We start from the raw sequence: 13,625 nt of genomic DNA, 5'->3' as shown, positions 1-13,625 counted from the left end.
TGTAATACTCACACTTGATAGTAGCTAATAAAAGTCGTATTGTAAACAGTCATTTTTCTGTAAACGAAAAAAATCCTTCAAAAAAGCAAAAAAATCACAAGAAACCGAGCGCATTTCCTACGCTCGGTTGCATTTTATTATTTATTTGACGTTACTGTGAAACGGCTATTGACATGCTGTGGGTTTTCTAATTCATCTACGACAGCAACGGCATAATCGGCATAGCTGACATAGCTTTCCCCTGCATCATTTACTAATAAATGGTCGACACCTGCTGTATAGTGACCTGTACGTGGTCCTTCTGGATCGAAAAATGCAGATGGACTGATAAATGTCCAAGTAATGGATGATTGTTGCAAATCCTGTAGGTTATGTCCTTGATTTTGCGCTGTCGCTAAGTATATTGCTGGGAAATCTGGTGTATCCATCACACGCACTTTTTTCTCTGGGTCCACAAATAGACTGCCCGCTCCCCCTACAACCACTAATTTTGTAGCAATACCTTGGAAAATCGAGATCAAATGACGCCCAGCTTTTACATGTAACTCTTCTTGTCCAGCTGGTGCACCAAATGCATTGACAACCACATCGAAGCCTTTTACATCTTCTTGTGTCACATCAAACACATCTTTTTCAATTACTGGAATCGCGGCTGTCGCTTTTGCTGCTGAACGAACGATGGCTGTTACGTCATGCCCACGTTGTAGTGCTTCCTCTACTATTTTTTGTCCTGCTTTCCCTGTTGCACCAATTACGGCAATTTTCATGATTTATTCCTCCTAAGGTTTAGTTGTAACCATTTTAGTTACAGGTTGGATACAAGAAGACCATCTCCGTCTAAGTACGAAGCTGATCTAGCACATCCTGTAGCGTCTGTGCTTGTAATTGCTCTTCCATTGCCTGCCACACAGATGTATAGACACCCTCCAATGTATGCTGGATTTTTTGACCTACTGCACACGCTGGATTCGGCTCATCATGAATCGCAAAAAGCTGCTCTGGTCCATCAATCGCCTGATAAATAGCTAATAGTGTTAAATCCTTTGGCTCCACTAACAACTCATAGCCAGCCATGCCAGAATGAGAAGAAAGTAAGCCTGCTTTTTTTAGCACACCAATCATTCGTCTTACAACGACTGGATTGGTATTGACACTTCCAGCAATAAAGTCAGACGTTAGCAGACTTTTATCAGATATTGTGGCAATGAGCGAAAGAATATGGATCGCTACCGAAAATCGACTGTTCACCATATGTATCACCACCTGTTGTAACTATTATAGTTACAGGTACAGAAAAAAGTCAAGCACTGTGACCTGTATGTATTGTTGCCCGTTTTTCTGTTGCTAATGTATGGCTTATATTTTTTTCACATAAATCACTAATTCCTGACGTATTTGGCCATTGTCCTCATAAAAATCTAAATTGTGAAATTCATATTTAAAGTGACCTCCAGGAAATGTCACGCTTTCTCCCTGTGCTGCTGCCAAAATGCCTGCTACATCTTGTGACACCATATGTAACAGCTCTTCCCCAGAAAAAGAATCGATAAAAATAACGTTCATAAAAAAACACCTCCACAGCCATTATAGCTTAGGAGGCGCTTACATTTATAGTGTTTCTTTATAACCTTTCAAACGAATCTCTTCGATGATTTGCATCATTTCCTGAATTTGCTGCTGTGACAATTCGATCGAGTTACAGGAAAATGCATGCTGCACAGAACCCATGCTTTGTTCTGGATCACCTGGCTGTCGATCATATTCATCTACTAGAAGTACCATTGCATTTTTCACAACTATCACCCCTACAATATAATGGACTAATACCATTATACCAAATAATGCTAATTATACCATAATAACTATAATCAATTTCTCTTCATCCAGTCATCCAACTACCTACCTATTTCGTAAAACAAATCGTTAGACCTAATTATTTGTTTGAAAAAACAGCAACCATAAAGGCTGCTGTTAGTATTATACGGCAATCGGTGCTTTAATCGCAGGATGTGGATCATATCCTTCAATGGATAAATCCTCAAGCTCTATATCGAAGATCGATGTTTTATTTGGATTGATGTGCAATGTTGGTAGGTTCCTTGGCTCACGTGATAGCTGTTCTTTCACTTGCTCCACATGGTTCGCATAAATATGCGCATCCCCAATGCTATGAATAAATTCGCCAACCTCTAGTCCGCATTCATGTGCAATCAAATGTGTTAATAAAGCGTAAGACGCAATATTGAATGGACAGCCTAATAATGTATCTAAGCTTCGTTGCATTAACTGACAGCTTAATTGACCATTTGCTACATAAAACTGGAACATGACATGACATGGCGGTAATGCGGCTTTACTGCCCTTTGCCCCCGCATTGATCACATCCTCAGGATTCCACGCATTGACAATAATACGTCGTGAGTCAGGATGATGCTTAATTTGATCAATGACATCCTGTAGCTGGTCAAGGCTTTCGCCATCAGAAGTTGTCCAATGGCGCCATTGTTTGCCATAGACATTTCCAAGATCTCCATATTGCTGTGCAAAGGCATCGTCTGTTAAGACACGTTCACAAAATGAAGCAAGCTCTTTTTGATACAATGCATTAAATGACTCGTCTACTAAACAGCGACGGCCAAAATCTGTCATATCTGGCCCTGTATAGTCGTCCGATTCCACCCATTTTTTGAATGCCCATTCATCCCAAATGTGGTTATTATGCTGCAATAGGTAACGGATATTGGTATCCCCTTTAATGAACCATAATAATTCACTTGCTACAAGCTTAAAAGGCACACGTTTTGTCGTTAGAAGAGGAAAACCTTTGCTTAAATCAAAACGCATTTGATAACCAAAGACACTGTATGTACCTGTCCCCGTTCGATCCTCTTTCTTCGTGCCATTTTCTAATATATGTTGTAGTAAATTTAAGTACGCTAATTCTGGATGCGTCATTTTTCTTCAACAGCTCCTTCAAGTTTGCTGTTGACCATTATACCATTTCACAACGAATTATTGTTGAGCTCCCTTGAAATTTCACTTTCTGTTGTGACGAAAAAAGTGGGAAGCAAGATGATATTCAGTAAAACAGGGCCAACGATCACTAATAAATCAATGCCCGGACTAAAATATAACCCAAATGCTGTAATCAGGCCCGATAATACAAGGAACACGATTTGCGCGACAATGATTAAGATCGGCACCAATTGATACAGGTAATTGAGTTTACGGAACTGATGCAGATTGTCTGGGTTTTCAATGATTTTCCTTTTTAAGCGTCTAGACAAAATGAGACAAGCAAGCAGTTGGACACCCATAAAGCAAAAATAGATCACACTATATAGAAGCAACTGACTTTTTTGGATTGTGCCATCAAAATGACCCACCCTTTGGTTCAATAAGTCATGGACCGCTCCCTCATAAACATATTCACGCTCGCTTAAAAAAGTAAAAGGCTCCATAAAGCCAAGCGCTGTCCAATCCTTTGTATTGACAGTCCAATTGGATAATTTACTCGCTAAAATGCGCAATTGAATAGGATCTTGCTCGCCAAACATCCCTACGAGGTTACGATAGGGAATCGCTACTTTGAGCTGACCATCTTGCTTTTCTTGATATAAATCCTGAATATAAAAAGTATAGGCAACATCGGATTTATTGGCCTCGTAACGGGTCTCTCCAATTTTCCAATGATTAGCTAAGGAGGCTTGAATGCCATTTTTCATTTCTGTATAGGGCACATCCTTATGTAAATGCTTCGGAATCTTATAGACAAAATGATGATCACTGCCAATAAGACCGATTTCTACTTCGACTTTATCTTGATTCACCGTTTTAGCCATCGTGGTCAATGGAATGGTGATCATAGCGATGAGGAAAAAAAGAATAAGTGTTAGAATACCTTTTTTCACGCAATCGTCCCCCTATTCGTCACTAATGATTAAATTTACCGTATCATAGCCATGTCCGAAAACACTATTTCGTTATTCCGAAAAAACAATAGTGGTTTTCCGAAACACGTTATTTCGGTATTCCAAATTTATCAATAATTAGCGATAATATATAGGAGATTCTAATCATAAGCAAAATCGAGGTTTCACAATGAAAAAATGGACATATTGTATTTTTCTTACATATTTAATACTTGGTATTTATGTATTAGGTATTGCCATCAAAACACCCTTTATTAGTCTCACTCTTGAGACGACAAATGGGCAGCCTATTTTTGTGGATAGCTATTACCCCGAATGGGCACAGCAAAAAAATATTGAAAAAGGAGATATCATTGTGGCGATCGATGGGGAGCCAACCATGGAGAATCGCTACGTTCAGCGACAAATGGTCGTTAGAAGTGCCAATTCATTAACGATTCAAAAGGCCGATAAGAGCATTCAAACCATTGCAGTCCAGCATCGAGATATGCCAGAAGAATTATATTTGCAAATTTTGTTCCCAATCTTTTATTTTCTCCTAGCTTTCAGCGTCGCCCTTTATGTTTGGCGACGTAATCAAAACAATCTTGCAACGTTTTTATTAATCCTGTTTTTATTAACCTGTTCCATGGCCTATATCAGTACGGGCGCATCAGCAAGAGGAAATATCATTGGGATGTTTGTCATTGGCATTTGTATTATTTTATGCATGGTTCTCTTTATTCACTTTTTACAACACTTTTTCAAGTACCTACGAATCAAATGGACATACCCTCACAGTAAATGGCTATACTTATTAACGCTTATCATCCCTGGCTGCTATCTAATGGAGAGCGTCATGCCCGCAATACGTGAGGTCACGCCTATCTTGAACTTAAGTTTATTTGCTGTCCTTGTGCTGTATGCTATTTATATTTTATTAACGAGTTATTTACGCACAAAATTGGCAAAAATTCGTTTAATTGCGCTTGCCTTTATCGTGCCGTTTTTGCCCTTTTTATCATTTTTCGTTACACCTGAAATTTTAGGACATAAGCCGATATTACACGCTGAAATCGCCGCATTGTTTTTATTATTTATTCCGTTCTCTTTTCTGTTCATTCAGGTGAACGAACGATTATTCGATATTGAATACCAATTATCACGATTACGCTATTATTCAACACTAGCCTTTTTCAGTGCGCTTCTGTTGACAGCGGGAATTGCCCTGTTATTCTTGGGACAGCTATCCATCGTCCATGTCACAAGTATTTTTTTACTTGTCTTCATGGTGATCATTGCGAGCTTCTATATAAAAGAGCGCATTGATTTTAAGTATCGAAAAATTATCTTCTCTTCTACTGGAAATTATGTACATAATTTATATGCGGCTGTTCAGCGCATGGGCAAAGCAAAAAACCAGCAAGAATTATTGGATCGTTTTAAATATGAAATTACCGAGAAGCTTGGGACAACAGCGTTTCATATCTGTACGATAACAGAAGATTCTCCACAGCATGTAAGCCACTATACGCAACTACTGTTACATGATGCTGGAGAGGAAAAAATCATGCTAGAAATACGACATGCCCTGCAAAAGGAAGAGCTCCTTTGGTTAGAATTGCTTGCGCTGTATGTGTCGATGTTTATCAATAATTTACAGCAAATTGAGGATTTAGTTCAGGAAATTCAGCATATGAAAAACACCAGTGATACACCGCTTCCTTGGCTCGATAAATTGCTATGGAATATTATTGAGAAAGAAAAGAGTATTTTAGCACAGGAATTACACGATACCATTTTGCAGGAGCAGCTTCATTTAGCCAGAGAGCTTGATGTCCTTGCCGGCTCTCCTACTATTAAAAAGGAAACCGTGCTAGCTATTCGTGAACAGCTATTAAACGCAACAAAGGACTTACGAGAATATTGCGAGAACCTAAGTCCCCCACTATTGGATACCTTTGGCTTACAAATGGCGTTAAAAAAACTCATTCAAAAGGTAAAAATTCGGGCTGACTTTTTATTAGACGCACAAATTGATCGTGTGCACTTCCAGGATGTCACCCTTCATCTCGTGGTCTATCGTCTCGTTCAAGAGCTGTTAAATAATGCAATCAAGCATGCCGAAGCAACAGAGGTTTCGCTACAATTACAAGCAATTCCTCAAGGCTTTATCCTTCAATATGATGATAACGGTATTGGTTGCGACATTGACGACTTAATTCAGTCCTCTGCATCAATGGGCATTAATGGCATTCGTGAACGTGTCCGTGCTTTTAATGGTGACATCACCATCCAATCGAGTCGTAATGAAGGCATGCATATTTTTATACAAATACAAGAGGACGGGGATTCATATGATGAACATACTTATTATAGATGACCATCCTGTCGTTTTAGATGGTACGAAAACATTGTTGCAGGATTTAGCCAATGTTCATATCGAAACAGAGCAGGATAGCGCAGCTGTATTATCAAGAATGGATACAGATACCTTTCAATTATTTTTAATTGATATCAATATGAAGCCAATCAACGGCATTCAACTATCAGAGATGATCAAGAAAAAACAACCGGAGGCATTGATCATCCTTTATACAGGCTACGAACTTTCCGATTATTATGAGCTGCTGATTGAGAAAAAAATTGACGGCCTACTATCAAAGCTGGCGACAAAGGAGCAAGTCATCCAAACCATTCAAGCAGCCCTAAGAGGTGAGATTTTACTAGCAGCTGATTTCTTAGACTTTGTCCAGCAACGCACCAACCTGCCGAATGTTCAGCAGGAGGTTTTACTGAGCGACAAGGAACAGGAAATACTCCAGCTTGTTGCCCAAGGCTGCACAAATAAAGCCATCGCCTCTGCAATAGGTGTCACCCAGCGTACAGTGGAGAACTATTTATCCAAGCTATTCGTCAAGCTGAATGTAGAGTCGCGGGCAGAGGCTGTCATCGTTGCGAAGGAAAAAGCATGGATTAAATAATGAGGAAATAGCGTTTCTTTACTATAAGATTACAAATGTAAATTTTTCCTTACTAAAAACGGAATTTACTGGATATACAAACAATTCTGTACTATAATAAGGGTAATAATTACATTACTTCATTGCGATGATTAAAAACACGTATTCAAAAGTAATATGAGCTTTTGAATAGGTTTTTTATATGTGATAGAAGCAATTGATTGTTGAATTTTTTTGGGAGGGTGTTTACATGACACAAGGTACAGTAAAATGGTTTAACGCAGAAAAAGGTTTTGGCTTCATCGCAGTTGAAGGTGGCAACGATGTATTCGTACATTTCTCAGCTATCCAATCTGATGGCTTCAAAACTTTAGAAGAGGGCCAAAAAGTTGAATTCGGCGTAGAAGAAGGCAGCCGCGGACCTCAAGCAACGAATGTAGTGAAACTATAATCTTCACTTAACATAGACGTGCATATAAAAAGAGACATTCGTAAATGGATGTCTCTTTTTCCCTTTCAGGATTTATAAATCCGAGTTACTCCCCCGCTATACCTTTACGATCATCTTATCAACTTGCGAAGGTAGCCATTCCATCCTGACTAATATAAATGAATTTGATAATACTTTTTTGGTCGTCCACGCGTGGTGGATATGTTGCTTGGTAATTCGTGTGCTAATTTTTTTTCATGGAGCTGCTTTAAAATGCGGTTGGCAGAGCGTACCGTAATGCCGAGATGAGTGCTGAGGAGTTCCCCACTGACGATCGTTGTCGTTAGTTTTTCCAGCATCGCTTCTATTTTTTGTAGTTGTAATAAGGGAATATCATATGTCGTACTTAAATTTTTTAGATGCTGTTGTTTTTCATCGTCAAACTGTAGCATCGTTCCATATAACAAAGGGCCGATTTCTCGTGTATTTTCAATAATATACCCCTGTGTTTCCTTTGAGGAGCAGAGAGTTGCGGCTTTTTTAGCAAACTCCTGACTATCAATTAAAGAATCACCAATCCCCCACCCTATTCTGACAGGAAAAGATAGTTTCTCATTTAAAAAATCAACTAAATGACAATGTGAATAACTGTTCGTTGTACTTAAAAATTGCTTATATGTCGTGATAATCGCAATGAAGGACGCCTCACGATGCACGATAAATGAGCTGGCATACAGTTGTTTGAAATCTAAAATGGATTTATATAAGGCAATTTGCCGATATTCTAAGTCATCTATATTCGATTTGTCTATGGGAATTAAAATATGCACTACCACAACTTTATTTTGGTTAAGCTGACGGATTTGCAGTTGATTCAGAAAATGATCTAATGTTAATTGCATGGCATATGGAGACGGGTAAAAAGCGATAAATGGTATATTTTGATCTGCTAAGCGCTCACGTATTTCTGCAATGCGGGTAAAGCTCAAATCAACCTTGTTTTCCTTATGCAATTGTATGTGCCATTCAGCAGCTTTATCGACAATATCGCTACTTGCGTACTCGCTCATCGTTTGGCTAAAAAGATAAGGTTTTTTTCCAATCGACCATTCATGAATGCCCAAATAGCCATTTTCTTCATAGCAAAAGTCGATGGCAATGCGATTCATCGCAATCTTTTTTTCATAAAAAAGCTCCGTAACGGTACGGTAAAAATCACGCTCTGAAATATCAAAATAATGCATGGGTACCGTTGCTTCTTGAAAATGTGTTTGAGCATAAAAATATGGTATTTGCCCGCTAAAAAGCGCTCCATTTCCCCCTTCCAAATACTTTTCTAAAAGCTCATTCAAATGTTCAAAATCAGTATAAGCATAGTAATGAAATTCACAAAAAGAGGGTTTAATTTTTTCAAGCTGTTGAACCCATGAAAGCGAGCGTTTTGCGGTAAAAACATTAATTTTATACATACAGATAGCTCCTTAATAAAAAATAAATATTGAAAATAGTCAGAAAATATGGTTTCTTTGTATAAAGGACATAGATTTTCAATGTCTTAAAATAAAGACATTGGATTTTTAAAGAATAAGTCTAATAAAGTATAAAAGGAGATGAAATTTATGCAAGGGAATTCACAAACAATTAAGAAAAAATCTTGGATTGACAACATGTTAGATAAAATCGAGCGTGCAGGTAATAAGTTACCAGACCCTATCACGTTATTTATCATTCTAGCAGGTGTAGTACTAGTTTTATCATGGGTCTTTTCCATGCTAGGTATTTCAGCAGTTCAACCCGGTACAAACGATGTCATTCAAGTAAAAAATCTACTAAGCCAAGAAGGTCTCATCTTAATTTTAACGCAGATGGTTTCAACATTTACAGGCTTTGCTCCTTTAGGGTTAGTCATCGTGACCATGATAGGTATCGGTTTAGCTGAGCAAACAGGTCTCATTTCGGCTGTCATGAAAAAAATTGTGATGTCAGCACCTACAAAATTAATTGTACCTTTTATCATTTTTACAGGTTTAGTTGGTAACTTAGCTGCTGACGCGGCATTTATCATTTTACCACCCATTGCAGCCATGATTTTTATGAGCGTTGGTCGAAATCCATTAGCAGGCTTAATTATTACATATGCAGCTGTAGCTGGAGGCTTCAGTGCCAACATATTAATTAGCTCTCTAGACGTATTATTATTAGGGATTACAGAATCAGCAGCACAGATTGCAGACCCTGCGTACACTGGTCGGGCAACGATGAACTATTACTTCTTAATTGCTTCGACTTTTTTATTAGTCATTATTGGTACATGGGTTGCAAAAAAGTTTACAGAGCCTCGCTTTGGTACGTTTCATGGTGAAATTGAAAAGCTAGAGCCCTTGACAGCATTAGAAAAGCGAGGGTTAAAATGGGCTGGAATCGTAACCGCAATTTATAGTCTAGTGATTGCTTTTACAGTCATTCCATCGAACGGTCTTTTACGTGATCCTGCAACAGGTGGCTTTTTAAATTCACCTTTCATGTCAGGCATTGTACCCATTATGTTATTCTTCTTCCTATTACCTGGTCTTGCCTATGGTATTGCAGCGAAGGAAGTTAAAAACGATAAGGAAGTTGCAGAGAAAATTTTTAAATCCATTGCTGATATGGCGCCCTTTATTGTATTAGCGTTTGCGGCTTCACAAATGATTGCCTTTTTCAACTGGAGCAATATTGGTTCTATTTTAGCCATTAAAGGTGCGGAGCTTTTACAAGCATTAAATTTTACAGGTTTACCAATGATGATCGGATTTGTTTTAATTTGCGCCTTTGTCAACTTATTAATCGCCAGTGCTTCTGCAAAATGGGCTTTACTTGCACCGATCTTCGTACCGATGTTCCTATACTTAGGCTATTCCCCAGCAGTTACACAAATGGCCTATCGTGTAGGTGATTCGATTACAAATCCCATTACACCTATGTTACCGTACTTCGCGATTTTACTGTCGTTTGCAAAGCGCTATGATAAAAATATCGGTATCGGTACGCTTATCTCTTCTTTATTACCGTTCTCAGTGTTTTTCGCAATCGGTTGGATTATCCTCTTTGCCATTTGGTTCCTACTAGGTCTACCGCTTGGCCCTGGAGATTATATTTACTTAAAATAAGGAGTGTTATTAAATGACAACATTACAACAACAGTTAGCAGATTTATTAAAGCAATATGAAGAAGAGACGATACAGCTTCGTCGTCATTTCCATGAAAATCCTGAGCTTTCCTTTGAGGAAGTAGAAACGCCGAAAACCATTGCTGCCTTTCATCGTGCATTAGGTCATGAGGTTCGTGAAGGTGTAGGTGGCAATGGTGTTGTGGCGAAGCTCGTTGGTGGTAAACCAGGCAAAACAGTAGCATTGCGCGCAGATTTTGACGCTTTAGCCATTACGGAAGAAACCGGCTTACCTTTCCAATCGAAAATTAAAGGACGTATGCATGCTTGCGGCCATGATGGACACACAGCTTCCCTGTTAATTTTAGCGAAGGCGTTCAATCAAATGAAGGATGACCTAGAAGGAACAATCGTCTTTATTCATCAACATGCCGAGGAGCTTGCGCCAGGTGGAGCGATTTCGATGATTAAGGATGGCTGCTTAGAAGGTGTAGATGTGATTTTTGGTACACATTTATGGGCACCCACTGAGCTTGGTAAAGTCCAAACAGCTAAAGGCCCATTAATGGCTGCAGCAGATGGTATTTATATAACGATAAAAGGCAAGGGTGGCCACGGTTCAAACCCAAGTGATACCAAGGACTCCATTGTCCTGGCAGCACAGTTTATAACAAATTTACAGCAGCTTGTGGCACGTCGTATCAATCCATTACGTCCAGCAGTAGTGTCGATTGGGCATATCGAGGCATTAAATCCTTTCAATGTCATTGCAGATCAAGTGTACATGAAGGGTACGGTGCGCACTTTCCATGAGGAAGAGCGTCGGTTGCTAGAACATGAAATCGAAGAGCTCTTAAAGGCCACATGTTATTTAACAAAGGCAGACTATGAATATGAGTATGTGCGAGGCTATCCGCCTGTTGTGAACCACGAAGCAGAGACTGACCATATAATCGCGTCCGCAGAGAAAATTGCAGATGTAGAGTCTGTTGAAATTGTTGATCCGAATATGGGTGGTGAGGACTTTGCCTATTTCTTAGAGGAAATCCCAGGGGCCTTTTTCTTCACAGGAGCAAAAAATCCTGATTGGGAAGAAGTCTATCCGCACCATCACCCGAAATTCGATATCGACGAGCGCTCCTTACGAATTGCCGCCAATGTCTTAGGCCAAGCAACATTAGACTATTTCGCAAAGAATCATTAAAAAAGAGCATTACGAAGTGCTAAATGCATTTCGTAATGCTTTTTTCGGTTGGTTATTTTAATAAGAAGAAAAGGCAGACCAAAGAGGTTTTCTCACTGGTTGGAACGGTTACCTTATTGGGTAGAGCGCTTTCTCTTTATTTTGGAGCGGCTTCCTTATTCGGGGGAGCGCTTTCTCCTTATTTTGGAGCGGCTTCCTTACTGGGGGGAGCGCTTTTCCCTTACTTTGGAGCGGCTTCCTTATTTGGTGGAGCGCTTTCTCCTTATTTTGGAGCGGCTTTCTTATTCGGGGGAGCGCTTTCCCCTCACTTTGGAGCGGCTTCCTTATTAGTTGGAGTGCTTTTCCCTTACTTTGGAGCGGTTACCTTATTAGTTGGAGCGCTTTCTCCTTATTTTAGAGCGGCTTCCTTACTGGGTGGAGCGCTTTCTCCTTATTTTGGAGCGGCTTCCTTACTGGGTGGAGCGCTTTCTCCTTATTTTGGAGCGGCTTCCTTATTAGTTGGAGCGCTTTCTCCTCCATTAGGATCACCTCTCACACATTTAGGAGCGGCTTCTCCTCAATTAGGATCACCCCTCAACCTTTTAGGAGCGGATTCTCCTCCATCAGGATCACTCCTCACCATCTTCAGAGCAACTACTCCTCCATCAGGATCACTTCTCACTCACATAAGAATAACTCCTCTCACTCAAAATCACTTCTCACCTTACTTCAGAGCGCCCACCTTCAGCTAGGCATAAGAATGCAAGCCGGCGATGACTAGGTTGACAAATACTTGGTTGAACACGATGATGCCGAAGCCGATGATGGCCAGCCAGGCTGTTCTCTCGCCTTCCCAGCCTTTGGATAGGCGGAAATGGAGGAAGGCTGCGTAGAATAAAAAGGTGATTAATGCCCAGACTTCTTTCGGGTCCCAGCCCCAATAGCGACTCCAGGCAATTTGGGCCCAAATCATGGCGAATAGTAGACCACCTAATGCAAATAATGGGAAGCCGATGACAACAGCGCGGTAGGATATTTCGTCCATTAATTGTGGCTGTACACGACTTGTCCATGGTTTTAATAAGGCACTCACTGATTTTCTTGTGATTAATCGAATGACACCATATAAAATAGTACCAACGATAAATGCCCAGACAATCGAGTTTAATTTCTTGGCGTCTATTTTGTTTGTGATTTCGACTACACCTACTGCATCACCTTTTTCGGTGACGGCACCTTTATTAACAATCAGGGGCATCATGGCGTAAGTGGCTTGTTCTTGCTGTCCCTGTGCATTATCGAATTGTACCTGTACCTCTTCTGTGGCAACGCTGAAAAAAGTCGATACGCCGATAAAGCCAATGACAACCACCAAACAATACAACACAAATTCAAGCCCGTATGTACTGATAGATTTTTGAGAAACATCCAGTGTTCTTAATAAATAAATCAAACCTGTGGCAAAGGACACGGATAAAATGGCACTAGAAAAGGCCACTGTCATGACATGAATAGTTAACCAGTGACTTTGCAGAGATGGAACAAGTGGCGATACTTCCTTCGCGAAAACGCTTCCATAGCCAAGGATGATTAGTGACACAGGAATAGTAAATAAGCCAACTACGATTTGCTTATATAAGAAATGGATAATTAAGTAACTTCCTGTAAGCATGATGCCAAAGAACGTCATAAATTCATACATATTGCTGACAGGTGCATGGTCAACCGCTACCCATCTCACAACAAAGTATACGAGCTGTAGGGTAAAGGCTAGATAAGTGAGCAGTAATCCTAGCTTACCGAACATTTTCCTCTTCGATTTGACCGCAAGCCCTAATGACACAATAGCAATGAGCAGTAAAATAAAGGCAATAAATAAGGCATTGCTACTAATGGATAATAAACTTTCTTGATTCAATAGAATCCCTCCAACGTCTTTTTTTCGGAATTTGCTTCCAACTACTAAGAACGTTACAGATTGCAAGAAGT

The 13,625-nt window shown here is 39.8% G+C and carries 14 protein-coding genes; 6 read left to right on the top strand and 8 right to left on the bottom strand.

Going from position 1 to position 13,625, the window contains the following annotated elements:
* Nucleotides 1-137 precede the first annotated feature (137 nt).
* From JTI58_RS20160 to JTI58_RS20135, 6 genes are all read right to left on the bottom strand, one after another.
* Complete coding sequence (locus tag JTI58_RS20160; protein ID WP_205443301.1) at nt 138-767, bottom strand: NAD(P)-dependent oxidoreductase; 630 nt, start codon at nt 765-767, stop codon at nt 138-140.
* Between the two features lie 70 nt (nt 768-837).
* On the bottom strand, nt 838-1,251 hold the full coding sequence (locus JTI58_RS20155) for an Rrf2 family transcriptional regulator (protein ID WP_205443299.1): 414 nt from the start codon (nt 1,249-1,251) through the stop codon (nt 838-840).
* A 105-nt stretch (nt 1,252-1,356) separates the two neighbouring features.
* Nucleotides 1,357-1,563 carry a thymidylate synthase gene (locus JTI58_RS20150; RefSeq protein ID WP_205443298.1) on the bottom strand — a complete coding sequence of 69 codons (207 nt, stop codon included), beginning with the start codon at nt 1,561-1,563 and terminating at the stop codon, nt 1,357-1,359.
* A 45-nt stretch (nt 1,564-1,608) separates the two neighbouring features.
* Nucleotides 1,609-1,794, bottom strand: a complete 186-nt coding sequence (locus tag JTI58_RS20145) for a hypothetical protein (protein WP_205443297.1) — start codon at nt 1,792-1,794, stop codon at nt 1,609-1,611.
* A gap of 183 nt (nt 1,795-1,977) precedes the next feature.
* Nucleotides 1,978-2,955 (bottom strand): thymidylate synthase, encoded by a 978-nt coding sequence (locus JTI58_RS20140; protein WP_205443295.1) that lies wholly within the window; start codon nt 2,953-2,955, stop codon nt 1,978-1,980.
* Between the two features lie 47 nt (nt 2,956-3,002).
* Nucleotides 3,003-3,911, bottom strand: coding sequence for a hypothetical protein (locus JTI58_RS20135; protein ID WP_205443294.1), 909 nt, complete (start codon nt 3,909-3,911; stop codon nt 3,003-3,005).
* 190 nt (nt 3,912-4,101) lie between these two features.
* Between JTI58_RS20135 and JTI58_RS20130 the strand changes: the two genes are divergently transcribed.
* The 3 genes from JTI58_RS20130 (at nt 4,102) to JTI58_RS20120 (ending at nt 7,325) form a co-directional block, all read left to right on the top strand.
* A complete protein-coding gene (locus tag JTI58_RS20130; RefSeq protein ID WP_205443292.1) occupies nt 4,102-6,294 on the top strand; it encodes an ATP-binding protein in 2,193 nt (730 codons plus the stop codon).
* Entirely contained in the window at nt 6,269-6,895 is a 627-nt protein-coding gene (locus tag JTI58_RS20125; RefSeq protein WP_205443290.1) for a response regulator transcription factor, read from the top strand. Before JTI58_RS20130 ends, JTI58_RS20125 begins: the two co-directional genes overlap by 26 nt.
* 229 nt (nt 6,896-7,124) lie before the next feature.
* Nucleotides 7,125-7,325: a cold-shock protein gene (locus JTI58_RS20120; protein ID WP_004230248.1), complete on the top strand. Its 201-nt coding sequence runs from the start codon at nt 7,125-7,127 to the stop codon at nt 7,323-7,325.
* Nucleotides 7,326-7,474: 149 nt separating this feature from the next.
* On the opposite strand, the gene JTI58_RS20115 is transcribed toward JTI58_RS20120, so the two are convergent.
* Nucleotides 7,475-8,773 carry a hypothetical protein gene (locus tag JTI58_RS20115; protein WP_205443288.1) on the bottom strand — a complete coding sequence of 433 codons (1,299 nt, stop codon included), beginning with the start codon at nt 8,771-8,773 and terminating at the stop codon, nt 7,475-7,477.
* A gap of 150 nt (nt 8,774-8,923) precedes the next feature.
* On the opposite strand from JTI58_RS20115, the gene JTI58_RS20110 reads away from it, so the two are divergent.
* Genes JTI58_RS20110 through JTI58_RS20100 form a run of 3 tightly spaced genes read left to right on the top strand, consistent with a single transcriptional unit; the run spans nt 8,924 to nt 12,388 of the window.
* Entirely contained in the window at nt 8,924-10,453 is a 1,530-nt protein-coding gene (locus JTI58_RS20110; protein WP_205443286.1) for an AbgT family transporter, read from the top strand.
* A 13-nt stretch (nt 10,454-10,466) separates the two neighbouring features.
* Nucleotides 10,467-11,657, top strand: coding sequence for an amidohydrolase (locus JTI58_RS20105; protein WP_205443284.1), 1,191 nt, complete (start codon nt 10,467-10,469; stop codon nt 11,655-11,657).
* Nucleotides 11,658-11,680: 23 nt separating this feature from the next.
* Nucleotides 11,681-12,388 carry a hypothetical protein gene (locus JTI58_RS20100; protein ID WP_205443283.1) on the top strand — a complete coding sequence of 236 codons (708 nt, stop codon included), beginning with the start codon at nt 11,681-11,683 and terminating at the stop codon, nt 12,386-12,388.
* On the opposite strand, the gene ccsB is transcribed toward JTI58_RS20100, so the two are convergent.
* Nucleotides 12,385-13,554 (bottom strand): c-type cytochrome biogenesis protein CcsB, encoded by a 1,170-nt coding sequence (gene ccsB, locus JTI58_RS20095; protein WP_205443282.1) that lies wholly within the window; start codon nt 13,552-13,554, stop codon nt 12,385-12,387. The genes JTI58_RS20100 and ccsB overlap by 4 nt on opposite strands.
* Between the last annotated feature and the right edge of the window lie 71 nt (nt 13,555-13,625).

The sequence above is a fragment of the Lysinibacillus fusiformis genome (genome assembly GCF_016925635.1).
In the GTDB taxonomy this organism is placed as follows: Bacteria; Bacillota; Bacilli; order Bacillales_A; family Planococcaceae; genus Lysinibacillus; species Lysinibacillus fusiformis_F.
Note: the sequence above shows the minus strand (reverse complement) of the source record. Positions and strands in the feature narration are given on the sequence as shown.